General features: G+C 71.0%; 25 protein-coding genes and 1 pseudogene. 9 read left to right on the top strand and 17 right to left on the bottom strand.

Translation table 11 applies throughout. The features are described 5' to 3' along the window. Positions 1–335: 335 nt before the first annotated feature. Positions 336–1,706: an MFS transporter gene (locus C2865_RS26980; RefSeq protein ID WP_232835832.1), complete on the bottom strand. Its 1,371-nt coding sequence runs from the start codon at positions 1,704–1,706 to the stop codon at positions 336–338. A gap of 76 nt (positions 1,707–1,782) precedes the next feature. On the opposite strand from C2865_RS26980, the gene C2865_RS26975 reads away from it, so the two are divergent. Further along, the gene (locus tag C2865_RS26975; RefSeq protein WP_106401837.1) at positions 1,783–2,517 is read left to right on the top strand and encodes an AraC family transcriptional regulator; all 735 of its coding nucleotides are present in this window, start codon (positions 1,783–1,785) and stop codon (positions 2,515–2,517) included. Between the two features lie 59 nt (positions 2,518–2,576). On the opposite strand, the gene C2865_RS26970 is transcribed toward C2865_RS26975, so the two are convergent. The 9 genes from C2865_RS26970 to C2865_RS26930 form a co-directional block, all read right to left on the bottom strand. Then, positions 2,577–3,323, bottom strand: a complete 747-nt coding sequence (locus C2865_RS26970; protein ID WP_106401403.1) for an SAM-dependent methyltransferase — start codon at positions 3,321–3,323, stop codon at positions 2,577–2,579. A gap of 17 nt (positions 3,324–3,340) precedes the next feature. Then, entirely contained in the window at positions 3,341–3,541 is a 201-nt protein-coding gene (locus C2865_RS26965) for a hypothetical protein (protein WP_232835831.1), read from the bottom strand. Between the two features lie 497 nt (positions 3,542–4,038). Beyond that, the gene (locus tag C2865_RS26960; RefSeq protein WP_106401402.1) at positions 4,039–5,091 is read right to left on the bottom strand and encodes a dienelactone hydrolase family protein; all 1,053 of its coding nucleotides are present in this window, start codon (positions 5,089–5,091) and stop codon (positions 4,039–4,041) included. Then, positions 5,091–6,371: a Gfo/Idh/MocA family protein gene (locus tag C2865_RS26955; RefSeq protein WP_106401401.1), complete on the bottom strand. Its 1,281-nt coding sequence runs from the start codon at positions 6,369–6,371 to the stop codon at positions 5,091–5,093. Before C2865_RS26955 ends, C2865_RS26960 begins: the two co-directional genes overlap by 1 nt. A gap of 81 nt (positions 6,372–6,452) precedes the next feature. Continuing rightward, positions 6,453–7,715 carry an ABC transporter substrate-binding protein gene (locus C2865_RS26950; protein WP_106401400.1) on the bottom strand — a complete coding sequence of 421 codons (1,263 nt, stop codon included), beginning with the start codon at positions 7,713–7,715 and terminating at the stop codon, positions 6,453–6,455. Positions 7,716–7,762: 47 nt separating this feature from the next. Continuing rightward, the gene (locus tag C2865_RS26945; protein WP_106401399.1) at positions 7,763–8,626 is read right to left on the bottom strand and encodes a carbohydrate ABC transporter permease; all 864 of its coding nucleotides are present in this window, start codon (positions 8,624–8,626) and stop codon (positions 7,763–7,765) included. Continuing rightward, on the bottom strand, positions 8,607–9,590 hold the full coding sequence (locus C2865_RS26940; protein ID WP_106401398.1) for a carbohydrate ABC transporter permease: 984 nt from the start codon (positions 9,588–9,590) through the stop codon (positions 8,607–8,609). Before C2865_RS26940 ends, C2865_RS26945 begins: the two co-directional genes overlap by 20 nt. Before the next feature lie 374 nt (positions 9,591–9,964). Continuing rightward, the gene (locus tag C2865_RS26935; protein WP_106401397.1) at positions 9,965–10,948 is read right to left on the bottom strand and encodes an aldose epimerase family protein; all 984 of its coding nucleotides are present in this window, start codon (positions 10,946–10,948) and stop codon (positions 9,965–9,967) included. Then, on the bottom strand, positions 10,945–11,907 hold the full coding sequence (locus tag C2865_RS26930; RefSeq protein WP_106401396.1) for a LacI family DNA-binding transcriptional regulator: 963 nt from the start codon (positions 11,905–11,907) through the stop codon (positions 10,945–10,947). Before C2865_RS26930 ends, C2865_RS26935 begins: the two co-directional genes overlap by 4 nt. 147 nt (positions 11,908–12,054) lie before the next feature. Here C2865_RS26930 and C2865_RS26925 point away from each other — a divergent pair, with 147 nt between their 5' ends. The 6 genes from C2865_RS26925 to C2865_RS26900 all read left to right on the top strand — a co-directional run bounded on the left by C2865_RS26925 (position 12,055) and on the right by C2865_RS26900 (position 19,122). Beyond that, positions 12,055–12,942, top strand: coding sequence for an NAD-dependent epimerase/dehydratase family protein (locus C2865_RS26925; RefSeq protein WP_106401395.1), 888 nt, complete (start codon positions 12,055–12,057; stop codon positions 12,940–12,942). Beyond that, complete coding sequence (locus tag C2865_RS26920; RefSeq protein WP_269802752.1) at positions 12,939–13,841, top strand: 5-dehydro-4-deoxyglucarate dehydratase; 903 nt, start codon at positions 12,939–12,941, stop codon at positions 13,839–13,841. Before C2865_RS26925 ends, C2865_RS26920 begins: the two co-directional genes overlap by 4 nt. Next, positions 13,838–14,881: a mandelate racemase/muconate lactonizing enzyme family protein gene (locus C2865_RS26915; RefSeq protein ID WP_106401393.1), complete on the top strand. Its 1,044-nt coding sequence runs from the start codon at positions 13,838–13,840 to the stop codon at positions 14,879–14,881. Before C2865_RS26920 ends, C2865_RS26915 begins: the two co-directional genes overlap by 4 nt. After that, positions 14,878–16,770: a DUF6807 family protein gene (locus C2865_RS26910; RefSeq protein WP_106401834.1), complete on the top strand. Its 1,893-nt coding sequence runs from the start codon at positions 14,878–14,880 to the stop codon at positions 16,768–16,770. The genes C2865_RS26915 and C2865_RS26910 overlap by 4 nt, the downstream gene beginning before the upstream one ends. Before the next feature lie 31 nt (positions 16,771–16,801). Continuing rightward, complete coding sequence (locus tag C2865_RS26905) at positions 16,802–18,313, top strand: aldehyde dehydrogenase (NADP(+)) (protein WP_106401392.1); 1,512 nt, start codon at positions 16,802–16,804, stop codon at positions 18,311–18,313. Between the two features lie 68 nt (positions 18,314–18,381). After that, a complete protein-coding gene (locus C2865_RS26900; protein ID WP_106401391.1) occupies positions 18,382–19,122 on the top strand; it encodes an alpha/beta hydrolase in 741 nt (246 codons plus the stop codon). Between the two features lie 73 nt (positions 19,123–19,195). Here C2865_RS26900 and C2865_RS26895 read toward each other — a convergent pair whose 3' ends face one another. From C2865_RS26895 to C2865_RS26860, 7 genes and pseudogenes are all read right to left on the bottom strand, one after another. Continuing rightward, complete coding sequence (locus C2865_RS26895) at positions 19,196–19,621, bottom strand: VOC family protein (RefSeq protein WP_198653690.1); 426 nt, start codon at positions 19,619–19,621, stop codon at positions 19,196–19,198. 283 nt (positions 19,622–19,904) lie between these two features. Beyond that, positions 19,905–20,672 (bottom strand): SDR family NAD(P)-dependent oxidoreductase, encoded by a 768-nt coding sequence (locus C2865_RS26890; protein WP_106401389.1) that lies wholly within the window; start codon positions 20,670–20,672, stop codon positions 19,905–19,907. Between the two features lie 156 nt (positions 20,673–20,828). Beyond that, positions 20,829–21,239 carry a (R)-mandelonitrile lyase gene (locus C2865_RS26885; RefSeq protein WP_106401388.1) on the bottom strand — a complete coding sequence of 137 codons (411 nt, stop codon included), beginning with the start codon at positions 21,237–21,239 and terminating at the stop codon, positions 20,829–20,831. Between the two features lie 107 nt (positions 21,240–21,346). Next, positions 21,347–21,631: pseudogene (locus tag C2865_RS41760) on the bottom strand (IMP dehydrogenase); the annotation flags it as partial. Positions 21,632–22,047: 416 nt separating this feature from the next. Continuing rightward, positions 22,048–22,407 carry a MarR family winged helix-turn-helix transcriptional regulator gene (locus tag C2865_RS26870; RefSeq protein WP_232835830.1) on the bottom strand — a complete coding sequence of 120 codons (360 nt, stop codon included), beginning with the start codon at positions 22,405–22,407 and terminating at the stop codon, positions 22,048–22,050. Between the two features lie 95 nt (positions 22,408–22,502). Continuing rightward, positions 22,503–22,883 carry a hypothetical protein gene (locus tag C2865_RS26865; protein WP_106401385.1) on the bottom strand — a complete coding sequence of 127 codons (381 nt, stop codon included), beginning with the start codon at positions 22,881–22,883 and terminating at the stop codon, positions 22,503–22,505. A 75-nt stretch (positions 22,884–22,958) separates the two neighbouring features. Then, on the bottom strand, positions 22,959–23,417 hold the full coding sequence (locus tag C2865_RS26860) for a nuclear transport factor 2 family protein (protein WP_157963923.1): 459 nt from the start codon (positions 23,415–23,417) through the stop codon (positions 22,959–22,961). A 130-nt stretch (positions 23,418–23,547) separates the two neighbouring features. Between C2865_RS26860 and C2865_RS26855 the strand changes: the two genes are divergently transcribed. Together C2865_RS26855 and C2865_RS26850 are read left to right on the top strand one after the other, a co-directional pair. Next, positions 23,548–23,931 carry a winged helix-turn-helix transcriptional regulator gene (locus tag C2865_RS26855; protein ID WP_232835829.1) on the top strand — a complete coding sequence of 128 codons (384 nt, stop codon included), beginning with the start codon at positions 23,548–23,550 and terminating at the stop codon, positions 23,929–23,931. Between the two features lie 203 nt (positions 23,932–24,134). Beyond that, a complete protein-coding gene (locus C2865_RS26850; protein WP_232835828.1) occupies positions 24,135–25,145 on the top strand; it encodes a LacI family DNA-binding transcriptional regulator in 1,011 nt (336 codons plus the stop codon). Positions 25,146–25,209: the final 64 nt, after the last annotated feature.

The raw sequence follows: 25,209 nt of genomic DNA, 5'->3' as shown, positions 1-25,209 counted from the left end.
CGATGCTGCCGGAGGTGGAGACGTGTCGAGTAGACGTGGCACCTCGCGGCCGGAAGACGCCGGAAAGGGATCACCCGGGGGCCTTGGGCGGTGGACCACGTGGTGCCGAGGCCGCGGGCGCGGGCAGGATCGAGCCCCATGTGCCGGATCGGACGGCCGCCGAGTCGCGGTCGGTGCGCCCTTCGATGGCGGGGATGACGAACGCCGAGGCGCGGTGGATGTCGTCGGTCAAAGGGAACGCCCGTCGGGCGCTCCACCATCCACCGCATCATCCATGGACCGGATGCCTGATCTGCGGCTCGGCGTCTGGCCCCGATGCCCGGCCGTGGCTTGCCTTACTGCGGAGCTGCTGCCGGCATGTTCGGGGCGTCGGCCTGGTGCTCGCCAGGACGTCGTGGGCCGGCGGCGCGTGACGGCAGCAGCACGGCGATGAGCACAGCAGCGAGTGCCATGCAGACAGCGCCCGCCGTGATCCCGCCCGCGTAACTCATGGTGGCCAATGCGGCCACCCCGATGGCGCCGCCGATCTGCTGGACGCAGGTGAAAAGGGCCGAGCCGAGACCCGCGTCCTCCTCGGTGGTTCCCTCGACCGCAGCGGCGGCCATGACGGGCAGGCACAACCCATTGCCCACGCTCAGTAGGAGCATTCCCGGCAGGACGTGGGCGGCGTAGGAGTCGCCCGCCGCCACGCCGGACAGCAGCAGCAGACCGGCGATGTTGACCGCGAACGCCAGGAGAAGCGCCCACCGCGTCCCGACTCTGGACGAGATGCGGGAGGACGACCACATGCCCGCCAGGATGCCGCCGCCATAGGGCAGATAGGCGAGGCCGGCCAGGAGCGGGCTGTATCCCAGGGCGGTCTGTACCTGGATCATCAACAGGAACGACATCGCGTACATCGCCATCGAGAACAGCAGGGTCGCGCCGTTGGCGGCCGCCCGCGTCCGCGAGGCCAGGAACGATCCGGGCACCAGTGGTGCCACCGCCCGCGACTCGACCCTCAAGAAGACCGCCGCCAAGGCAGCCGACAGCGCAAGGGCGCCGATGGCGATGGGATCGCTCCAGCCGGTCTCGCCGGAGTGCAGCAGCCCGTACACCAGCGACACCGCGGCACCGGTGACCAGGACCGCGCCGGGAACGTCGAGGCGGTGCCGGCCGGGGGCGCGGGACTCGGGGACCAGGCGGGGGAGCAGCACCAGGGCGACGACGACGGCGGGCAGGTTGATCAGGAAGATCCCGCGCCAGGACACCAGGTCGGTCAGTGCTCCGGAGATCACCAGGCCCGAGGTCGCGCCCAGCGCCGCGATGCCGCCCCAGATGCCCAGTGCCCTGGTCCGCTCCTCCCGCCCCGGATACAGCAACGTGATCATCGACATCGCCGCCGGGCCGGCCATCGCCGAACCCGCGCCCTGCACGAACCGTCCGGTCACAAGCTGCCAGGGCTGCTGCGCGAGCCCGCACACCAGGCTGGCCACCCCGAACAGCGCCACGCCGATGAGGAACACGCGGCGGCGGCCCAGCAGGTCCGCCATCCGGCCGCACAGCAGCAGCAACCCGCCGAAGGCCAGGAAGTAGGCGTTGACGACCCAGGGCAACCCGGAGGCGCCGAACCCCAGGTCGTCGCGGATGCTGGGCAGCGCGACGTTCACGACGGTGTCGTCGAGCACGAGCATGAACTGGACCAGGCACAACACGATCATCGGCATCTGACGAGGCTACGATCCGTCGCATTTGGCCACAATCCGCGATGAGGCCAGACTATGTCGCATGAAGGACAGGCGCATGGAGGACGTAGGCGCGATCACCGTCGGCCGCTTCCCGCTGGCCTCGGGAGAATGGATCGCCCCGCACAGCCACACCCACCATCAGATCGCCTGGACCCGGCGAGGCGTCCTGAGCGTCGGCGTGGACGAGGTGTACTGGGTCCTGCCGCCCACCAGGGCGCTGTGGCTGCCCGCGGGTGTCGTCCACGCGACGGGCGCGACCCGCGAAGCGGTGCTGTGCAGCCTGTACCTGGCGCCGGAGCGCTGCCCGGTGGACTGGTCCGAGCCCACGGCGGTCGGCGTCGACGGCCTGCTGGCCGAGTTGATCGGGTACCTGGCCCGCACCGACCTCACCGACGGCGCGCGATTGCGCGCCGAGGCGGTGGTGCCCGACCTGCTGCGCCCGCTGCCCACCCGGCCGATCGATGTCCCGCAGCCCACCGACGAGCGGGTCCGGGTAGTGGCGGCCGCCCTGCTGGCAGATCCAGCCGACCCGCGCGGCCTGGAGGAACACGCCCGCGCGGCGGGCGTGAGCAGACGAACGATGACACGGCTGTTCGTCCGCGACACCGGCATGAGCTTCGACCAATGGCGCACGCAGGTACGGCTGCGCGCCGCCCTGCCGCTGCTGGCCGAGGGGCAGCCGGTATCACGGGTGGCGCACAGCGTGGGATACGCCACGGCGAGCGCGTTCCTGGCGGCCTTCCGCCGCACGGTCGGCACCACACCCCGGCGCTATCTCCTCAGCCGTTGACGACGTGTCCCGTGCGGGCCCGGACGGTGTGGTGCCCGGGTCCGCACGGGGTGGGAGCGTCAGCGCTTCATGAGGGCGAAGACTCCCCAGCCGAGGTACTCACGCGTGTAGCGCGTGTAGCGGGCGGGCTCGTCGGCGAGTTCCTCCCGCACCTCGGGGGCCATTTCGTCGTCGGGGTTCTGGTCGAGCCAGCGGCGCATGCTGAGCCACTGGGCCGCGGCGTAGCGGTCCCAGCTGTCCTGGTCGGCCAGCATCATCTCCACGACGTCGTACCCGAGGTCGCCGAACTGCTCGATCAGGCCGTGCAGGGGCAGGAAGTCGGCCAGGCCGGTGGCGTGGCAGGCCTTGGCGGTCTCCTCGTCCGGAGGGGTCCGCCGCCAGTAGGGCTCGCCGATCAGCATCATGCCGCCGGGGCGGAGGCTGCGGTCGAGCAGTTCGACCGTTCCGGCGACGCCGTTCCCGATCCACGTGGCGCCGACGCAGCAGGCCAGGTCGACCGGCTCGTCCGCGACGTGGCCGGCGGCGTCGCCGTGGACGAACCCGACCCGGTCGGTGACGCCGAGCTCGACGGCGCGGGTCTGGGCCTGCTCGGTGAAGAGCGTGCTGATGTCCACGCCCGTGCCCGTGAAGCCCAGGTCGCGCGCCCAGGTGCACAACATCTCGCCTGAGCCGCTGGCCAGGTCGAGCACCCGCGTCCCGGGGGCGAGGCGGAGCGATTCGCCCAGGGTCGCGAACTTGGCCGGGGTCAGCGGGTTGTGGATGCGGTGGCCGCTCTCGCGGATGGTGAAGATGCGGGGAAGGTCCATGACCAGATTCCTTTCCGTCATGCCTTGAAGTCCGGGGATCGCTTGATGGCGCGGCGCAGGCGCGCGCCCTGCTTCTTCGGCCGCTCCAGCTCCGCGCGCAGCCGCGCGTCGGTGCGGGAGGCGGCATGGGCGTTCTCGCGCTGGAGCCGGTGGTAGCTGTCGAGCCGCCGCCAGGTGAGAAGGACCCTGCCGTGGGGAGCGGCAGCAGTTCCCACCACGCGGCCCGGAATCCGTCCGGCGGCCCGCGACGGGGTGAAGGAACGTTCACGTTCGGTGCCCCAGCCGTAGTCGGCCAGCGTCAGGACGCGCGAAGGAGGAGAAAAAGAAGGATGGCGTGAAGTGTGTTGGTGAGACAACGTGGAGACCCTTGAAAGGGGCCCCGCCGGACGGTAGGCGTGCCGGGACTCCTCCCGATGGGGAGGAGGGCAGGCGAGGGTCAGGCCGAGGCCCGGGAAGTGAGGATGGTCCGGGCACCGCGCACGGCGGTGGTCTCCACGACAGTCATCAACTCACCTCTCTCGTCTCCGTAAACGACCAGATTGTCGCTGCTGCAATGATTTTATCACCCGTCGTAGATGCCGGAGATGGAGATCCGGCAGGCACTCGGGGAGGTGATCGGCGCGGCGCTCAGCCCGATCTCGATCATCGCGGTGGTGCTGATGCTGATGTCCCCGGCGGCGGCGCGACCACCGGGGCGATCACGGTACCAACATGTTCACGCGGAAGACTTGTGTGCTGGTGTTTGGTTCTCGGTGAGCCAGGTGAAGGCCGCTTCCTGCATGGGGGCGTTGAAGCAGTGCGGTGCGTCGAAGAACAGGCCGGTGTACCCCTGGGGAGCATTTCGGTAGGTCTCGGTGATCTGCTCGTGGGCCCGGTGCATTCCCTGGATGGGGAAGAGCGGGTCGGCCGTGGCGTAGAGCACCAGCAGCGGTGCGGGAGCGCGGCTGGAGATCACGTGCGGCCAGTCGGCGAGGCCGGTCAAGCCCGGCGGGAACAACATCCACGAGTGGGAGGCCACGTGTTCCTCGCGCAGGTCGCGGAACGAGGAGACCATCGCGGCCACGACGACCGAGGCGACGTCGGGATCGAGGGCTCCCAGCAGCGCGGCCCGCGCTCCGCCGCCCGACAGGCCGATCGCCGAGACCGAGGTGACGTCGGGACGCGAGCGCAGGTAGGCGGCCGCCGCCAGGTCTTCCGAGGCCAGGACGCCCGCGAAGGACGTCCCGAGTACTGTGCATGCCTTCGCCACGACGTGTTCGTGTTCTCGGGCGGCCCGGTCGTAGTCGTCGGGCGTGTTCGCGGCCAGGGGAAGGCGGCGGCTGCCCCAGGCGAACACGTCGTGGACCAGGACGGCGAAGCCGCGCCGGGCCAGGTCGCAGGCGTAGGCGCGGCCGCCGTACAGTTGGCCGCGCAGCCGGACGACCTCGGTGGACGGGCCCTCGGGACCGTCGGCGATCTTCTCCTTGCCCGCCCACTTCATGCCCGCGTGGCAGTGCATCGCCACGATTCCGGGGAGCGGCCCGGCGCCGCGGGGCCGCAGCAGGTAAGCGCGGGTGCGCGGCCCGAACCCGACCGTCCACGAAAGCTCCTCGCCCTCGAGCTCCCCGTCCGCGGAAACCCAGCGGCGCTCTACCCGCACGCCGTCCGCGGACAGGTCGAGGACGCCGAGGGCGTCGCGGAGCGCGGCACGCAGGCCGGGGCCCGGCGCAGGGAACAGGACGCGCCCGCGTGCCGCGATCTCCGCCAGGCCCTGGAAGCCCTCCAGCATCAGCCCGCCGGCCGGATGCCGTCGTCCAGCAGCACCGGCTCGCCGCTCGTGGCCGACAGACCGGCCGCGACGCCGATCATCACGCTGGCCACACCCGCAAGATGCCCCGCCTGCCGGGCCAGCGGGTCGTCGCCCGCGCCGCGGAACACATCGTCCAGCAGGAGCGCGTCGCCGCCGCCGTGCGCGCCCGCGCCCGCGTCGATGGCGATCTCCTCCGGTTCGCTCCAGTGCCGGTGCAGCACGAGCCGCTCGGAGGCGCCGACGGCGTGCTCCTTGCTCGCCGCGGTCGGGTCGATCGCGGCGTGCGGCGGTGTCCAGGCGCGTTCGACGACCTCGAGTTCCAGCCGTCCGCCGGTGCCGTTGAACGCCACCCGGTAGCCCTCGAACGGGCCGTGGGCGTTGAGGGAGTAGGTCAGCAGCGCTCCTCGCGCGTAGCGGACGAGGACGGCCATGTTGTCGTCGATCGTCACGCCCTCGCCGAACACGTCCTGGTCGCGGATGTAGCCGTCCTCGTGCTCGGCGTCCAGGTACAGGCGCTTGAGCCTCGGGTCGGCCGACAGGTCGAGCAGGTACGGGTCGGTGCCGAGTCCCGGCGCGCCCTGGGCGCGCTCCGGGCGTTCGTCCAGGCCGCGGGCGCGGGCGTTGTCGGCCCCGTAGAAGCGCAGCGCCGCCTGGGCGTAGACGGAGCGGGCGGTGTCGTCCAGCCACCAGTTGGCCAGGTCGAAGTGGTGCGTGGACTTGTGCACCAGCAGGCCGCCGGAGCTGGCCTTGTCGCGGTGCCAGCGCCGGAAGTAGTCGGCGCCGTGGATGGTGTCGAGCACCCACTCGAAGTGCACGGACGTGACGTCGCCGATCGCGCCCTCGGCGATCAGCCGCCGGACCGTGCTGTTGCGCGGGGAGTAGCGGTAGTTGAAGGTGACGACGAGCCGGCCCGTGCTGCGCTCGGCGGCCTCGACGATGGCCGCGCAGTCCTCGGCGGTGGTGCACAGCGGCTTCTCGCAGATGACGTCCTTGCCCGCGTCCAGCGCGGCGATGACGTAGCGGGCGTGGGCGGCGTCGACGGTGGCGACCACGATGGCGTCCGCGAGCTCGAGCATCTCGTCGAACTTCTCCGGCGCGAAGCAGGGGACGTCTCGTCCGATCAGGTCGAGGTAGTAGTCGAGCCGGGTCCGGTTGGCGTCGCAGAGGGCGACGATCTCGCCGGTGTCGCTCCACTGCCCGAGCAGTGCGTCGATGTACATCTGCGCCCGGTGGCCGAGGCCGACGAAGGCGTATCGCATCGGGAACCCCTTCAAGAAGGATGCGGAAGAGACGTGCCGTACGGCCCGTGGCGGGCCGTACGGCACGTCAGCGGATGCGGCTTACTGGGAGAGGGCGGAGTTGGCCTCGCTGATGAAGGTCTTGGCGGCGTCGTCGGGGGAGGCCTTGTCGAACAGGACCGAGTCGGTGGCGCGGATGAGGACGTCCTCCATCTCCATGGCGCCCTTCGGCGGGACCGCTGCGGTGCTCAGCTCGCTCCTGACGGACTCGATGAAGGCCAGCACCTTCTGGTCGGCCGGGGACAGCTTGTCCTTGACCGCGGCGACGACCTCGCTGTTGGTCGGCAGGCCCCGGTCGCTGAGCAGGATCGCGGCGGCGTCGGGGTCGTTGACCAGGAAGTCGACGAACTTCTGGGCGGCCTCGGCGTTCTCGGACTTGGCCGAGAGCGTGTAGTACATGGCGGGCTGGAGGAACATGCCGCCGGTGGCCGCGCCAGGGGCCTTGGGCATGCGCAGCAGGTCGAGTTCCTGGCCGGAGCCCTTGCTCAGCGCGGTGAGCTGGTTGCTCCACCAGCTGCCGAACGCGCTCTTGTTGGTGGCGAGCAGGGCCTGGTCGACCTTGGTGCCGGTCTCGTTCATCTGGGCGGCGTCAGGGCCGGCCTTGGTGGCGGAGATCTTCTGCAGGAGGGCCCACCAGTCCTTGATGGTCTGCTCCGAGAGCCCGATCTTGCCGTCCTTGTAGAACTCCTCGCCGCGCTGGCGGGCGAAGATCTCCAGGAAGGCGGGGTTGCGGTTCCACTCGGTGCCCCAGACCTCGCCGTCGGTCTCGGTGGTGATGCTCTGGGCGAGCGCGATGTAGTCGTCCCAGGTCCAGGCCTTGTCGTCCGGGACCTTCTTCCCGGCCTTCTCCACCGTGGCCTTGTTGACGATCATCGGGAAGGCGTTGACGCCGGTGGGGATGGCGAACTGCCTGCCGTCGACCTGGCCCGCCTTGAGCACGTCCTGGTCGAGCTTCGCGGTGTCGACCTTGCCCGCGAGGTCGGCGAGGATGCCGCGGCCGGAGTACTCGGCCAGGCCGCGGATCTCGATGGACATCACGTCCGGGGCGTCGCCGGCCGCGGTCTTGGTGGCGAGCTTCTCGTAGTAGCTGTCCCAGTCGGAGAAGTCGCCCTCGACGTCGATCGTCGGGTTCTTCTCCTCGAACTTGGAGATGGCCGTCTCGGTCAGCTGCTGCCGCGCGTCGCTGCCCCAGTAGGAGAACACGACCGTGGTCCTGCCGTCGGAGCCGCCGCCGTCGTCGCCGCCGCACGCGGTGAGCGAGGCCGCCATCAGGGTGGCGGCGGTGGCCGCCAGAATGCGCTTCACAGGGATACCTCCTGGGGGGGTGGGGGGGTGGGGGAAAGCGGAGGGTGCTACTTCAGGCCGGTGGTCGCCATGCCCTGGACGAGGTACTTCTGGCCCGCGAGGAAGAATCCGAAGATCGGGCCGAGCGAGATGAGCGACATCGCGAACAGCGGACCCCAGGAGGATTCGCCGCTGGAGTCCATGAACTGCCTGAGCGCGACGGGGACGGTGAGGTTGTCGGAGTCGGTCAGGTAGAGGTTCTGGGTGAAGAAGTCGTTCCACGTCCAGATGAACGTGAAGATCGCGGTGGTCGCCAGCGCCGGGACGCACAGCGGCATGATCACCCGGGAGAACGTGCGCCAGTGGCCGGCGCCGTCGATCGCCGCGGCCTCGTCGAGTTCCCGGGGGAGGGTGCGGATGAACTGCACCATCAGGAAGATGAAGAACGCGTCGGTGGCGAGGAACTTCGGCGCGACGATCGGCCAGATCGTGTTGATCCAGTCGAACTTGGCGAACATGATGTACTGCGGCACGACCGTGACGTGGTGCGGCAGCATGATCGAGCCGAGCATGACCGCGAACCACACCTTCTTCAGCGGGAACTCCAGCCGCGCGAAGGCGTAGGCCGCCAGCGAGCAGGCCAGCAGGTTGCCGACCACGGCCAGGCCGGTGATGACGGCGGAGTTCCACAGGTAGTAGCCGAAGGAGTGCTTGAGCGCGTCCCAGCCCTGGCTGTAGTTCTCGGTCGTCACCTCCGTCGGCACCAGCCCCGGCTCCCGGAAGATCAGCTCTTCGGGCTTGATGGAGCTGGAGACCATCCACAGCAGCGGGTAGAGCATGAAGAGCCCGAAGGCGATGAGCAGCAGATGCCTGAACAGGCGCGGAGCGGGCCGGAAGAGGACCGGCACCCGCTTACTTGTCGTCGTCGCCATAGAAGACCCAGAATCGAGACATGAGGAAGTTGACGGCGGTCAGGGCTCCGATGATGAGCAGCAGCACCCAGGCCATGCCGGCCGCGTAGCCCATCTCGTAGTTCTTGAAGCCCTTGATGTAGAGGTAGAGCGTGTAGAAGAGGGTCGAGTCGACCGGTCCGCCGTTGCCGCCGCTGACGATGAACGACTGGGTGAAGGACTGGAACGACTTGATCACCTCCAGCACCAGGTTGAAGAAGATGATCGGGGTGAGCAGCGGCAGGGTGATCGAGCGGAACTTGCGCAGCGGTCCCGCGCCGTCGACCGAGGCCGCCTCGTAGAGGCTCTGCGGGATCTGCCGCAGGCCGGCGAGGAAGATGACCATCGGGGCGCCGAACGTCCAGACGTGCAGGATGATCAGCGTCCACAGCGCGGTGTCGGGGCTGGTCACCCAGCCCTGGCCCTCGTAGCCGAACAGGCCGAGGACCGAGTTGACGATGCCGTCCGTGCCGAAGATCTTCCGCCACAGGATCGAGATCGCCACGCTGCCGCCGAGCAGCGACGGCAGGTAGAAGACCGAGCGGTAGAACGGCAGGCCGCGCAGGCCCCTGTCGAGCACGAGCGCCAGCGCCAGCGCGAAGGCCAGCTGCAGCGGCACGGACACCACGACGTAGACGGTCGTCACCTTCAGCGAGGTGAGGAACCGGTCGTCCTCGGTGAACATCTTCTCGTAGTTGTCGAGGCCGACCCAGTGCGCCTCGCTCAGCATGCTGTAGTCGGTGAACGACAGGTAGAGCGAGGCGATCATCGGCCCGAGGGTGATGGCGAGCAGGCCGATGAACCAGGGGGCCAGGAACAGGTAGGCCGCGCGCGCCTGCGATCGGCTGTGTGAGCTCCTGCGGCGTCCGGGGCGGGAGGCGCCCGCCTTTTCGGGGAGCGTGACCGGTGCTTCGGCCTTCCTCGCCGTGAGGGGACTCAGCGTCATCACTGGCCCTTCGGGGAGTCGGTGGATGGGATAGCGCTCTTCCTATAGCTTCGCCGAAGATGACGTCAACCCTTTGCAGTGAGCTGGCTCACGGGCTCCCGACCTACCGCTTGGTGAACAGCCAGGTCAAGCGGCATGAGCCCGGTTGCGGACGCAGCAGAAAAAACTCTCCGCATCACGCGTTAGTACAACCGATTGCAGTGAAGTCGCGGCCTGTGCTCGGTTCCGCCGAGGCGGGTTCCAGGCGAAGAACAGCAGGTGGCGGGGCTGTTTCACCCCCCGGAGCGCGGCAATGCCGGACCGCCGGCCGGCTCCTGCCGGTCGGCGGTGGACTGCGACGGGTTGCGGTCGCGTTCCCGCTGTTCAGGGCTCCGTCAGGCGGATCCCGTCGAGAACAGGTAGGTCGTGGTCGAGGTGTACTCCTCGCCGGGGCGCAGCACCGTCGAAGGGAATCCGGGCCGGTTGGGGGAGTCGGGGAAGCGCTGGGTCTCCAGGCACAGTCCCGCGAACGGTCCGTAGGGCGTGGCGGCGCCGTCGAGCATGTGCCCGGTGTAGAACTGCACGCCCGGTTCGGTGGTGGTGACGGTCATCGTCCGGCCGCTGCCGGGATCGCTCACCGTCATCCCGCCCCGCAGCACGAAGCAGTGGTCGTAGCGGCCGCCGAGACGCGCGTCGACCCGGGCGGGGCGGGTGAAGTCGAACGGGGTGCCCGCCACGGGCGCCAGTTCCCCGGTGGGGATCTTGCCCTCGTCGACGGGCAGGTAGCGGTCGGCTTCGATCGTCACGACGTGCCCGCGCACGTCGCCCGAGCCGGCGAGGTTGAAGTAGGAGTGGTTGGTCAGGTTGACGACGGTGGGCGCGTCGGTGGCCGCCCGGTACTCCAGCCGCAGCGCGTCCCCGTCCAGGACGTAGCGGACGGCGGCCCGCAGGGTGCCGGGGTAGCCCTCCTCGCCGTCCGGGCTGAGCAGGCTCAGCGTGATCTCCTGCGGTCCCGCCTCCTCCACCCGCCACACCCGTTTGTCGAAGCCGCGGACTCCGCCGTGCAGGCTGTGCTCCCCGTTGTTGACCGCCAGCCGGTGCTCCCTCCCGTCGAGGGTGAACCTGCCGCGGGCTATGCGGTTGCCGTAGCGGCCGACGACCGCTCCGAAGTAGCGGCTGCGGTGCAGGTAGTCGTCCAGGGTGTCGAGGCCGAGCACCACGTCGGTGCCGTCGGCGACCTCCAGCCGCTGGATGGTCGCTCCGTAGCTGAGGACGGCGACGCGCAGCCGCCCGTTGTCGAGCACGTGCCGTTCGACCGGCTCGCCGCCGGGGGCGACACCGAAGAGAACGTCCTCGCGCTGGGCGGGATCGACGCTCATGAGACTCCTTTCGGGGGTGCGGTGGACTCGCGGACCACCAGGTGGGTCTCCAGAACGGTCGCCGCGCTCATCGACTGGATGAGCAGGTCGACCGCCATCCGGCCGGCGTCGCCCGTGGGCATCGCGACCGTGGTGAGTTTGGGCCGGTGCAGGCGGCCGGTGATGCTGTCGTCGAAGCCGATCACGCTGACGTCCTGCGGGACGCCGACGCCGAGTTCGCCCAGCCCTTCGATGAGGCCGATGGCGAGGAGGTCGTTGTAGGCGAGCACGCCGGTCACCTCCGCCTCGACGACCTGGCCGGCCGCGGCGATGCCGCCTTTGGCGGTGGGGGAGTTGGGGCCGATGACGACGGTCTCCATGCCGGGGACCTCCGAGACGGCCCTGCGGATCTCGCCGCTGGTCCACGAGCCTGCCGGGCCCGTCACCAGGGCGACGCGCCGGTGGCCGAGCTCCTTGAGGTGCTCCATGGCGGCGCGGGCGCCCTGGGCCACGTCCATCACGACCGTGGCCAGCCCGCGGATCCGCCGGTTGACCAGGACGAACGGGACGTTCTTGGCGAGCTTCTCCAGCGCCTTGTTCGACAGCCGGGGGCTGCACAGCACGATGCCGTCCACCTGTTTGGAGAAGGCCAGCACGAGGTCCTCCTCCTCGGTGGGGTCCTCGTCGGTGTCGGCCACGAACAGGTGGTAGTCCTGGCGGCGCGCCGCGGCCTGCGCCGCCTTGATCAGCGGCGGGAAGAACGGGTTGGCCAGGTCCGCCACGATCAGCCCGATGTTGCCGGTGCGGCCCGTGGTGAGCGAGCGGGCCGCCCTGTTGGGCCGGTAGCCGAGCTCGTCGGCCGTCGCCAGCACCCGGGTCCGTGTCTCGGCGTTGACCAGATGGGGTGCCGAGAAGGTGCGGGAGACCGTCGACACGTGGACGCCTGAGGCCTGGGCGACGTCCCGAATGGTGACTGACATGCCGCACACCCTAACGCAACCGTTTGCAGGCCCATCAAGCGTTTTGAGATCGGTTGCTGGTGATTGACCACGGTCACTTGACGCCTCCCCTCTTTTGGCGCAATGGTTTACTGCAACTGATTGCAATCTTCGGAAGGAGCCCACACGGTGAGCAGAGTGCTCGTCACCGGAAGCGCGGGCCGCCTCGGCCGCAGCGTGGTCGTCTCGCTCGCGCAGGCCGGCCACGAGGTGATCGGCGTGGACACCGCGCCGGGCAGCCCGCGCGAGGCGGCCGCGGTCCTGCCCGCCGACCTCACCGACCTCGGCGAGGCGCACTCGGTGATCGCTCGGTTCCGGCCCGACGCGGTGGTGCACCTCGCCGCCATCGCGGTGCCGTTCAGCCGCTCCGAGGCCACCACCTTCCGCGTCAACACCCAGCTCGCCTTCAACGTCTGCGCCGCCTCCACCGCCCTGGGCGTGGGAAAGCTCATCATCGCCAGCAGCCCCACGGTGATCGGGTACGGCGCCCCCGGCGGCTGGACGCCCGCCTACCTGCCGCTCGACGAGGACCACCCGGCCGAACCCTGGAACGCCTACAACCTGTCCAAGCTCGTGGCCGAGCAGACCATGCGCTCCTTCGCCAGGGCCTGCCCGACCACCCGGATGGCCGCGTTCCGGCCCTGCTTCGTCGTCGCGCCCGAAGAGTGGGAGGGCGCGCCCACCCAGTCCGGGCACACCATCGCCGAGCGGCTCGACCGTCCCGAGATCGGCGGCGTCTCCCTGTTCAACTACCTCGACGCCCGCGACGCCGGCGACTTCGTCGACACGCTGCTGGCCAGGCTCCCGCTGCTGGAGACCAACGGCGAGGTCTTCTTCGCCGGGGCCGCCGACGCCCTGGCGCGCGAACCGCTCGCCGAGCTGCTGCCCGCCGCGATGCCCGGGACCGAGGGCTTCGCCGACCGCCTGACCGGCACCGCCCCCGCGTTCTCCAGCGCCAAGGCCGAACGGCTGCTCGGCTGGACCGCCAAGCGCAGCTGGCGCACCGAACTCTCCTGACCGCCGCCCCCTCTTCGAAGGAAGCACCGAACATGAACCTCGAAGGCGTTCTCTTCTTCCCCGTCACCCCCTTCGGCCGCGACGGGGAACTCGTGCCGGACCTGCTGGCCGAACACATCCGCCGAGGCCTCGAACACGGGCCCGGCGGCGTGTTCGTCGCCTGCGGGACCGGTGAGTTCACCGCCCTGTCGGAGGCCGAGCACGCCCAGGCCGTCCGGATCGCGGTCGAGACGGCGAACGGCGCCGTCCCGGTGTTCGCCGGAGCGGGCGGGCCGTTCGGAGCCGCGCTCGCCCAGGCGCGCGCCGCCCGCGAGGCAGGCGCCGACGGACTGCTGCTCATGCCGCCCTACCTCGTCCAAGGGCCCGGATTCGCCGACTACGTGCGGGCCATCGCCGCCGAGCTGCCCGTCATCATCTACCAGCGCGGTCCGATCGCCCTCGACCCCGCGACGGCGGTCGAGCTGGCCGCGATCCCCGGCGTCATCGGGCTGAAGGACGGCCTCGGCGACATCGACCGCATGCAGCGCATCGTGCTGGCCGTCCGCAAGGTCCGCGAGGACTTCCTGTTCTTCAACGGGCTGCCGAACGCCGAGCTGACCCAGCCCGCCTACCGGGCGATCGGCGTCGACCTGTACTCCAGCGCCGTGTTCTGCTTCGCGCCCGAGATCGCCAAGGCCTACCTGAACGGCGACGAGCGATTGATCCCCGAGTTCTACGCGCCGCTGGTGGAACTGCGCTCCAAGGTCCCCGGCTACGCGGTGTCGCTGGTCAAGGCCGGGGTGCGGCTGCGCGGCCTGGACGCCGGCGGGCCCCGGCCGCCGCTGGTGCCCGTCTCACCCGAGCACGAGGCCGAACTCGAGGCGCTCATCAAGTCGGGACTCGCCCTGGTGGCCCCGTGATCAAGGATCTTGCCGTCGTCCTGCGGTCGGTGCCCCTGGCCCGGCCGTGGGGCGCGGACGTGCCCTGCAACCACGCGCTGCTCGTCACGCTCACCCTGGAGGACGGGCGGCGCGGCACCGGCCTGGCCTGGACGCCGCAGATCGGCGCCCAGGCGGTCAAAGCCCTGCTCGAACACGACATCCGCGACGCGGTGACCGGCCTGCCCCCGCACCCCGAACTCGTCTGGGACCGGCTGTCGGCGCACCTCGGCGAGGCCGGGCGTGCCGGGATCGTGCCGATCGCCATGGCCGGGGTCGACCTCGCGCTGTGGGACCTGCGCTGCGGCGAGCGCCCCCTGGCGGACGTCCTCGGCGCGCGGCGCGCGAGCGTCCCCGTCTACGGCAGCGGCGTCAATCTCCACTACCCGCTCGAGGAGCTGCGCGCGCAGGCCGAGCGGTGGGTGGCCGCCGGGCACACCGCCGTCAAGATCAAGGTCGGGCGGCCCTCCCTCGCCGAGGACGTCGCACGGGTCGCGGCGGTCCGCGAGGTGATCGGCCCCGACCGGCTGCTGATGGCCGACGCCAACCAGCGGTGGGACCTGCACCGCGCCCGCACCGCGCTGCGGGCCCTGGAAGGCTACGACCTGTTCTGGATCGAGGAGCCGCTGCCCGCCGACGACCTCGCCGCCCACGTGGAGCTGCGGCGCGGCACCGGCGTCCCGATCGCGGTCGGCGAGAACGTCGCCACCGCGCACGGCTTCCGCGACCTGCTCGCCGCCGGGGCCTGCGACGTCGTCCAGCCGAACCTCGTGCGCGTCGGCGGGATCACGCCGTTCCTGCGGATCGCCGAACTGGCCCGCGTGTTCGACGTCCCCGTCTACCCGCACCTGCTCACCGAGCTGTCGGGCCAGCTCGCCCTGGCGCTGCACCATCCCGCGATGGTGGAAAGAGTGGAGGACGCCACGTTGACCGAGCTGGGACTGCTCGCCGCACCGTCCCCGGTGGAGATCACCGGGGCGGAGCTGCGCGCCACCGGGGCGCCGACGAGGTGGACGGCATGAAACCCGTGCGCGTGGTGGTCGCCGGGATCCACGGGTACGGACGCCACCACCTGGAGAACATCCGGCGGCTCGCCGCGGCCGAACTCGTCGGCGTCTGCGACACCCGGCCGTCACCCGGCCTGGACGTGCCGTCGTCGGCGGACCTGCCGGCACTGATCGCCGAAACCGGCGCGGAGGTCGCGGTGATCGCGACGCCGATCCACACGCACGCGCCGCTGGCCGTCGCGGCCCTGCACGCCGGGGCGCACGTGCTGCTGGAGAAGCCGCCCGCACCGTCGGTCGAGGAGTTCGAGCGGATCTCCGCCGCGGTCGCCGAGACCGGACTGGCCTGTCAGGTCGGCTTCCAGTCGCTCGGCTCGGCCGCCATCCCCGCAGCCGCGGAACTGCTGGGCGAACCGATCCGCGGCATCGGCGTCGCCGGAGCCTGGACGCGCCCGTTCGCCTACTACTCCCGCGCGCCCTGGGCGGGCCGCCGGCGGCTGGACGGCGTGGACGTCATGGACGGCGCGCTGACCAACCCGTTCGCGCACGCGACCGCCACCGCGCTGGCGGTCGCCGGAGCCGACGAGGTCTCCTCGATCGAGGGGATCGAGCTGGAGTTGTACCGGGCCAACGGCATCGAGTCCGACGACACCTCCAGCGCCCGGATCCGGCTCGCCGACGGGACCGTCATCGCGATCACCGTGAGCCTGTGCTCCGATCGCCGCACCGAGCCCTACCTGCACCTGCACGGCGAGACGCGTTCGGCCCGGCTGTTCTACACCCTCGACGAGATCGAGGTGGACGGCGTCCGCACCGGCTTCGACCGGACGGACCTGCTCGGCAACCTCCTGGCGCACATCCGGGAGGGGGAGGAGCTGCTGGTGCCGCTGGCGCGGACCGGCGGTTTCACCCGGCTGCTCGACGAGATCCGGCGCGCCCCCGATCCGCTGCCCGTCGAGGGGGCGCGCACCGAGCCGTCCCGGCTGGTGCTGCCCGGCATCGACGGCCTGGCCGTGCGGGCCGCAGCCGAGCTGAAGACGCTCTCGGAACTCGGCTTCCCCGGCAGCCTCGGGCCGCAGCCGGACGCCTGGCCGGAGACCCACCTGCACGCCGGCTCCCAGGAGGTCGCCACCTACGTCCAGCGGGGCGACCTCCAGGCGACGGACGCCCCCCGGCCCCATCTGCACCCGGTCCGGACGCTCGGCGGGACCGTCGTCACCGAATGCCAACCGGACGACCACGTGCACCACTTCGGGGCAGGCGTGGCGATCGCCGACGTCAACAGCGTCAACTTCTGGGGCGGCTCCACCTACGTGTCCGGCGTCGGGCCGAGGATCCTGCCCAACCACGGACGGCAGCGGCGCCGGTCGCTGCGCCCCGTGGACGGCGGCCACACCGAGCGCCTGGAGTGGACCGGCCCGGACGGCACCGTCCTGGCCGCCGAAGAACGCACCCTCACGGCCCGCTCCCTGACCGGCGCGTGGGCGCTGGACTTCGCCTTCACCCTGCACAACCGCACCGGCGAACCGCTGTCGATCCAGAGCTCGGCGTGCAAAGGCCGTGCCGGCGCGGGTTACGGCGGGTTCTTCTGGCGGGCGCCCAAGGACTCCGCCGGGCTGGACGTCTTCACCGCCGAGGCCTCCGGCGAGCAGGCCGTGCACGGCAGCTCCACGTCGTGGCTGGCGCTGGTCTCCGACGACTGGAGCCTGCTGTTCGCGCAGACCCTCGGGCTCGACCCGTGGTTCGTGCGCGTCGCCGAATACCCGGGCGTCGGACCGGCCCTGGCCTGGGCGGAACCGCTGATCGTCCCCGACCGGCTGGAACGCGCGGTCACCGTGGTGGTCGCCGACGGCCGGCTCACCACCGGACGGGCCTTCGCCCTCATCACGGAGCTCACGACCTCATGACCCTCACCGCCCACCGACCTGGAGGAAACACGTGACCGTCTGGAGCATCGACGCCCGCTCCGGCGAGCGCCGCGCCGAGTACGCGAGCACGACGCCCGAAGAGGTCGGCGCGGCCTGCCGCCGCGCCCACGCCCTGCTGCCCGTCCTCGACGAGGCCGGACCGCAGGGCCGCGCCTCTCTGCTGGAGGCCATGGCCGACGCGCTCGACGCCCGGACCGGCGAACTGGTCGCCGTCTCCGACGCCGAGACCGCCCTCGGCGAAGCGAGGCTGACCGGCGAGGTCGCACGCACCAGCGGCCAGCTCCGCCTGTTCGCCGAGGTGCTGCGCGAAGGGTCCTTCCTGGACGTCCGCCTCGACTCCGCGGACCCCGCCTCCGCGCCGCCCAAGCCCGACCTGCGCCGGATGAACATCCCGCTCGGCGTCGTGGGGGTCTTCTCCGCCAGCAACTTCCCGTTCGCCTTCAGCGTCGGCGGCGGCGACACCGCCAGCGCGCTGGCCGCGGGCTGTCCGGTCGTCGTCAAAGCGCACTCCCTCCATCCCGACACCTCGGTCCTGACGCTCCAGGCCCTGCGGGCGGGCGCCGTCGCCGCCGGATTCCCCGAGGACGTCGTCCAGCTCGTGCACGGACGCGAGGCGGGCACCGTCCTGGTGCAGGACCCGCGGGTGAAGGCCATCGGGTTCACCGGCTCGGTCTCCGGAGGCCGCTACCTGCACGACCTCGCCATGGCGCGGCCGGAGCCGATCCCCTTCTACGGCGAGCTCGGCAGCCTCAACCCCCTCGTGATCACCCCCGGCGCGGCGAAGGCACGGCTGGAGGAGATCGCGGCGGGCCTGTCGGCGTCCGCGACGCTCGGCGCGGGCCAGTTCTGCGTCAAGCCCGGCCTCGTGCTGGCGCCCGAGGGGTCCGGTCTGGCCGAGGCGATGGCCGGGCACTTCACCGCCCTCGGCCCCCAGACGCTGCTCGGCGACTCCATCCGCGAGGGGTTCACCGCGGGCGCCGCCGAACGCGAGGCCGTCCCCGGCCTGCGCACCGTCGCGACCGGCCTGGCGGGAGAGGGCCGCCAGGTCACCGCCCGCCTGCTCGCCGGACCCGTCTCGCTCCTGGGCTCCTCCGCGCTCCTGCTGGAGGAGTGCTTCGGGCCCCTGACCGTGATCCTGGAGTACTCCGGCGAGGACGACCTCGCCGCGGCGCTGTCCGCCGCCTCCGGCTCCCTGACGATGACCCTGCACAGCGCCCCGGAGGAGGAGGAACTCGCCAACCGCCTGGTCGCCCTGGCCCGCGACCGCGCCGGCCGCCTCGTCTTCGACGCCTACCCCACCGGCGTCACCGTCGGCTGGGCCCAGCAGCACGGCGGCCCCTACCCGGCCACCACCGCCCCCACCACCACCTCGGTCGGCGCCGCCGCCATCTTCCGGTTCCTGCGGCCCGTCACCTACCAGAACTGCCCGCCCGCCCTCCTGCCACCCGCCCTGCGCGACGGCAACCCGTGGAAGCTGCCCCGCCGCCGCAACGGCATCCTGGAGCAGCCCTCCCAGGGCTGAGCACGGTGCCGCCGGACCACGGTCACGGGCCCGGCGGCACCACCGGCCCCCGAACCGAAAGGCGATCCATGAACCACGCCGTCCAGCTCGGCGACGGAGCGGTCCTGCACCCCTTCCCCGCCTCCAACCGGGCGGGCCGGACCGCGGCGATGCTCGTCCTGCCCGGAGGCGGCTACGCCCACCTCGCCGAACACGAAGGCGCTCCCGTCGCGCAGTGGCTGAACCGGCTGGGCGTCTCGGCCTTCGTCCTGCGCTACCGGGTCGCGCCCCACCGCCACCCGGCCCCCCTCCAGGACGCCCGCAACGCCCTGCGCCACCTGCGCGAGAACGCCGGCCCCCTGGGCATCGACCCCGGCCGGATCGGGGTGCTCGGCTTCTCCGCCGGAGGCCACCTCGCAGGCCTGCTCGCCACCGACCGGGACGACCGCCCCGACACGGCCGTCCTGTGCTACCCCGTGGCGAGCCTGCTGGAGCTCCCGCACCAGGGCTCCGTCACCAACCTGCTCGGCCCCGACCCCGACCCCGCCGCCCTGCGCGACCTCTCCCTCGAGAACCGCGTCACCGCCGCCACCCCGCCCACCTTCCTGTGGCACACCGCCGAAGACACCTCCGTCAGCCCCATCCACTCGACCCTCGTCGCCCAAGCCCTCGCCCGCCACCGGATCCCCTTCACCCTCCACATCTACGAAACCGGCCGGCACGGCCTGGGACTGGCCGAAGACCACCCGGCGGGGGAGTGGACCACCGCCTGCACCGCCTTCCTCCGCGCCCGCGGCTTCCTCCCCGAGACCACGTCTCCCTCGGGCTGAGGGCGGCGCTCCCTGCCCGGTACGACCACCAGAGCCCGCGAAGCGAGCGGCTACCCGGCTCTGGAATGTCGCGTCAGCCGAGCTGCTGGGCCAGACCGACGAAGATGCCCTCGGGGCCGCGGACGTAGCAGAGCAGGTAGCTGTCCTCGTACCGGGCCACGCCGCCGACGAGTTCGGCGCCGTGAGAGCGGAGGCGGGCGACGGTGTCCTCGATGTCGTCGACGGCGAACATGACGCGATGCATGCCCAGCGTGTTGTGCGACCGGTCTTGCTGCCCGGCGTCGATCGCCGCGGGGGCCCGGTACTTCGCCAGCTCCAGTCGGCTGTGGCCGTCCGGCGTCCGCAGCATCGCGATGTCGCAGCGGACGCCGTCGAGTCCGACGGTGCGGTCCGCCCAGGGGCCCTCGACCTGCGCTTCACCCTCCAGCTCCATGCCGAGTTCGGTGAAGAAGGCGATGGCGGCCTCCATGTCGTCGACGACGATGCCGACGTTGTCCATCCGCTGAATCGCCATGGTGGTTCTCCTTCGTTCTTTGTCGCGCGGCCCTTCGTGGCCACTGGTGTACCTGGGACGGAGCCGGTGCCGCATTCTCGACACCCGGAAACCTGCTGATTTCCGGACGACACCACTCTGGCCGCGATCATCTACAACCTGGCCAAGTCAGCCTCAGGCGGAGACGTGTTCGTCGCCGGGGTCGAGCCGCCCCCCACGGGCGGGTTTCGCGACCTCATCTCCGGGATGCTGCTGGAGGTCTTCGACGCACCCAACTCGCCAGGCCAGGTCATTGGGCGGTGTAGCCGCCGTCGACGGGCAGGGCGATGCCGGTGACGTAGCCGGCGCCGGGGCTGCACAGCCACAGCACGGCTTGGGCGATCTCCTCGGGTGTACCGAGCCGGTCGATGGCCTGGCCTTTCTCGGCCTGGCCGCGGTCGAGTTCTCCGGCTGCGATCATGGTGTCGACCATGGGGGTGTGGATGGTGCCGGGGCAGATGGCGTTGATGCGGATGCCGCGCGGGCCGTATTCGAGGGCGGCGCTCTTGGTCAGGCCGATGACGCCGTGTTTGGAGGCGTGGTAGGCGGCGCGGCCGGGGTTGCCGACCAGTCCGCCGAGGGAGGAGCAGTTGACGATGGCTCCGCTGCCCTGGGCGCGCATGTGGCGCAGCTGGTGTTTCATGCTCGCCCAGATGCCGCGCAGGTTGACGGCCTGGACGCGGTCGAACTGGTCGGCGTTCTCGTCGGCGGCGTCGGTGGGCGGGGGCATGATGCCGGCGTTGTTGAAGGCCGCATCGAGTCGTCCGAAGGCTTGCACGGTGCGGTCGACGGCGGCGGCGACCTGGTCCTCGTCGGTGACGTCGCAGACCAGGGCGAGGGCCTGATGCCCGGCGTCGGTGAGTTCCTGTGCGGCGGCTTCGACGGCGCCTGCGTCGATGTCGGCGAGGCCGACGGCGGCGCCGGAGGCGGCGAAGGCGCGGGCGGTGGCAAGGCCCATGCCGGAGGAGGCGCCGGTGACGAACGCGGTCTTGCCGCGGAAATCGTAGGTCACACTCATGCCGGTTCTTCTCCCGTCTGGTGTGCCCGGTGTCAGGGGGCGGTCTGAAAAGTGACGCGCTCAGCGTCGATGTGGCCGAGGATCAGCAGGTCGGCGGAGACCGACGGGCGTTCCCTCCATCGTGTCGGCGGCTCGGCGCCGTGCCCGCAGAGCGGGTCATCCGGTGGCCGGGGCGGCGGCGTACTCGGCGTCGGTGACGGGGGCCAGCCAGTGCACGACGTCATGGTCGGCGTCGCTCTCGTTGATGGCCAGGTGGACCATCAGCCGGTTCGGAGCGGCGCCGTGCCAGTGCTCCTCGTCGGGCTCGAACAGCACGCGGTCGCCGGGCCGGATGACCTCGACCGGCCCGCTCCGGCGCTGGCACAGGCCGATCCCTTCGGTGACGAAGACGGTCTGGCCCAGCGGGTGGCGGTGCCAGTGGGTGCGCGCCCCGGGCATGAAGTGCACCAGGCCGGCGGTGACCCGGGACGGGGCGGGCGCCGCGGCGACGGCATCGATGTAGACGTCCCCGGTGAACCAATCCGCGGGGCCTTTGGCGGTGTCGATCGAGCTGCGCGTGATCTGCATGGTCGTTCTCCCTGTCGGTGAGTGGTCGGTGAGTGGTCGGTGAGTGGTCGGTGAGCGGCGCAAGGTGAGCCGGTGGGGCCCGGGCGCGGGCCGGTCAGGCACCCGGATCAAGGCTTCGAGAAGGTCTTGGTGGCGCGACGCTCGTCCATCGCCCGGTAGCCCTCGGCGACCGGCTCCAGGGGAAGAGTGAGGTCGAAGACCTTGCCCGGGTCGATCCGGCCGGGCAGATATCGGCGTACGGGTACGGGACCGCCGCGCAGGCCGACGCGGGAGAAGAACAGCTCCTGCCCGCCGACCGCCGCGTCGTGGGGGACACCGATGAAGCCGACGTTGCCGCTCGGCCGCACCGAGTGCAGAGCCTGCTGCATGGCCTGGGCGGTGCCGGCAGCCTCGGCCAGAGCTCCTCCCCAGACACGCCATCGGTGGCCACGAGCGTGCCCTGGGCGTTGGACGGTCGGCCTGGCCACCGCGGTGCGGATGACCGCGTCGGTGGGGTGAAGGATCTTCGGGTCGTCCAGCGTCTCCAACCGGATATCGCCGGGGGCGTGGATCGTTGCTCCGCGCATGAAGGAGTTCCTTCGCTTTCGTGACACGCCCCTGCAAGAGGTGCGGGCGCCGCCGGGTGCAGATATGCCCGGAGCACCAAGTGGCGGACCATCCAGACCTTGGCTCGGGCCAGGAACACCGCGGCGGTGGCTCCCTTCTCGTCGGCCAGGGGCTCGGTGTAGAAGAGCCGGGAGATGCCCATCTCTGCGGCCACGTGCGCGATGGGGCGCGTCTTGCAGCGCTCGACGAGCCGACGCGATGCTCAGCGGGGCGTTGGCGTGGCACATGCGTCCATCGCATAGGAGCGCTCCATCAGGTCGGTCATCGCCTGCTGGAAGTCGCGGCGCTTCTTGTCGCTCCAGCCTGTGGTCAGCTCAGCGAAGATGTCCTCCTGCCAGTGATGCGCCTGGTCCAGCATCGACCGGCCCGCCGGGGTGAGTGATGCTTCACGTCGTCGACCATCGGCCGGGGACGCCGCCATGACCAGGTAGCCGGCTGCTGCGGCGCTCTTGATCAGTCGTGAAGCACCGCTCTGGTCGATCCCGATCTCGTGCGCGATCGAGTTCACCGTTGCAGGGGTCGCGCGCAGGTCGAGCGCATGGACCGCCTCGCAGACCAGCACGAGTCGCCCCTGCTCACCTCCCGTGTCTGCTGCGGCAGGTCGGCGTGACCAGTGCCGCACGAAGTGGAACAGGACCTGTCCCGGGCCCCGATCCGTCATTCGGTTGCCGCCATCTCACGGCAGATGTAGGCCAGCTCGAGAGCGGCCTTGAGGTCCGGCAGCCTCAGCGCAGCCGTGATCTTCCCGGCGGAAGCACGGAAGACCGTCGCCACCCGCGCGGCCTCCGTGCTCTCGGGCCAGGTGGCGTCCTGCTCGACCACCATCAGTCGCTCGCTGACCGGGTGCCAGGAACGAGGGATCAGCTTGATCCTCGAGCGCTGCACCCACTCCGCGAACTGCGCAGGTGTGATCGGACCCGCCCCCTTCGGGCCGAGTACGACGACCGGATCACCGACCGCCTGTGCAGATCGCTGCAGGTCGCCGGTATTGACGCTCGCGTGCCACTCGTTGATCGCTTCTTCAAGGTTGGATTCCATGCCTGGAAGTGTATGCGATTCGCATATATCCATCTCTCGGGCGGGGCAATGGCATCAACCTCCCGCCCCGCAACATCAGAGCGACGATGGCTGCGCCCGTTGACGCGCTGCGGCTTCCAGGTCGCGGTTGCCCTCCTCGTACAGCACCCGGACACGGGAGGAACACAGTTTCCACCCGCCGTCTCGCCGTGCGAGGCCGAGGGTGTAGTGGCAGCCGATCACCCAGATAGGGGCATCGGCGGCTTCGGTGATCAGGTGCGTGACACGGGCGTCGAACCGCGCCGTCGCCTCGGGTTCCTGGCCCGGTTCGACGACGACCGGACCCAGCAGGTGCTGCGTGGCATCGAAACCAGGAAGGAAACTCTGCAGGCCCGACACGAAATCGTCTGCAGACACCAGTTCCGGACCACCCTGTTTCGACGGGTAATCAAGATCAACGGAATCCGTCGCCAGTGCGCCGATCGTTTCCCAATCATGCGCGTCCAGCGCATGAAAGAGCCGAGTCACCACTTCCGCGATCGCTATCTTCTCCATGGGTTGCACCACGTCGCTCCTCCGCTCGGATGGTCGCCTGGCCGGTGGTACGGACATGCCGAACCGATGTCCGGGCCGGCTCCCGGCCCTGGCACGCTGGGATGTGCCGACAACCCTAAGGAGGCCCTCCGTGGCTCACCAAACGGTCAGCTACACAGCGACCGAGTTCCTGCACAGCTGCCCGGGCCCGGTGGTCGAGCCCTCCCCGTCGTGCCCAGTAGAGATCACCCTCGCCGCGATACGCGGACGGTGGACCGCCCTGGTCATCCTCGAACTGCTGCATGGCCCGCGCAGCTTCAGCCAGCTCGCACAGGCCCTACCCGCACTCTCGGACAAGGTCCTCACCGACCGGCTGACCCAACTGGTCGAGGCCGGCGCCCTCGACCGGCACCGCAAGCCGGGCTGGCCACCAAGAGTGCGCTACGCCCTCACCGAACGCGGCAGTGCCCTCGCACCGGTCCTGCAGGCGCTGTGGGAGTGGGGCTCGACCGCCACAGCCCCTCGGTCACAGTAGGCGACGACCAACGCGAGCGGGGCTGGCCCAGTCCACACCCCTGCGGGCAGCCCCGCCGACGGGGTGCTTCGTGCGGGTTTTCCGAGCATTTTGGAAATCGATTTCCGCAGCATAGGATGCAGGCCCGGCGTCCGTCAACGGGCGCCTCGCGGGGAGCCTGGCGGCGGGACGGGAGAGGCGGGGCCGTGGCCGAGGAGCGGGTCGTGCGGTTGCAGGACGTGGCGGCGCTGGCGGGGGTGTCGGCGGCGACGGCGTCGCGGGTGCTGAACGACGAGAGCGGGCGGCGGGTCCGGGAGGAGCTGCGGCTGCGGGTCGAGGCGGCCGCCAAGGAGCTGGGGTACGCGCCCAACCCGCACGCCCGTGCGTTGTCGCGGTCGGCTTCGGACCTGGTGGGGCTGGTCGTGCACGACGTCGCCGACCCTTACTTCGCCGCGATCGCCTCGGGCGTGATGCGGTTGGCGGGGGAGCGCGGGCTGCTGGTGTTCCTGGGCAGCACGTTCCGGGATCCGGAGCGGGAGATCGAGTTCGTCGGCGCGCTGCGCGGGCAGCGGGTGCGGGCGATCGTGCTGGCCGGGAGCCGGGTGGCCTCGAAGAAGCTCAACGAGAGCCTGGCCGCGGAGGTCGGGCGGGTGCACGCGGCCGGCGGGCGGATCGCGGTCATCGGGCAGGACAGCCTGGGCACGGACGCGGTGCTTCCCGACAACCGGGGCGGGGCGAGGCTCCTGGCCGAGGAGATGGTGCGGCTCGGCCACCGGAGCTTCGCCGTGCTGGGCGGGCAGCGCGCGCTCGTCACCGCGAACGAGCGCGTGGCGGGATTCCTCGAACCGCTGAAGGCGGCGGGCCTGACCGCCGACGTCGTGCACTCCGACTTCACCCGGGACGGCGGCCACGCCGCGGCCTCGCGCCTGGTGGCGGAGGGCAGGCTCCCCACCTGCGTCTTCGCGGTCAACGACGTGATGGCGATCGGGGCGCTGACGGCGCTGCGCGAGCGCGGCATACCGGTGCCGGAACGGGTGTCGGTCGCCGGGTTCGACGACATCCCGGCCGTCCGCGACCAGGTGCCCTCGCTGACCACGGTGCGGCTGCCGCTGGAGTACATGGGCGAGCGGGTCCTGGAGCTCGCGCTGGCCAACCAGGCGGACCGGCCGCCGACGCTGCTCACCGTGCCCGGCGAGGTCGTGCTGCGCGAGAGCACCGCTCCGCCCGCTTCCTGAGGGCCCTCTCCGCGTTTCGCGGCGGTCGGACGTCTTGACGCGGCCGCCGGTCCGTCTCTAGCCT

This window comes from Actinocorallia populi, assembly GCF_002995495.1.
GTDB classification, from domain to species: domain Bacteria; phylum Actinomycetota; class Actinomycetes; order Streptosporangiales; family Streptosporangiaceae; genus Actinocorallia; species Actinocorallia populi.
The sequence above is the reverse complement of the archived record's forward strand: the minus strand, read 5'-3'. Positions and strand labels throughout refer to the sequence as shown.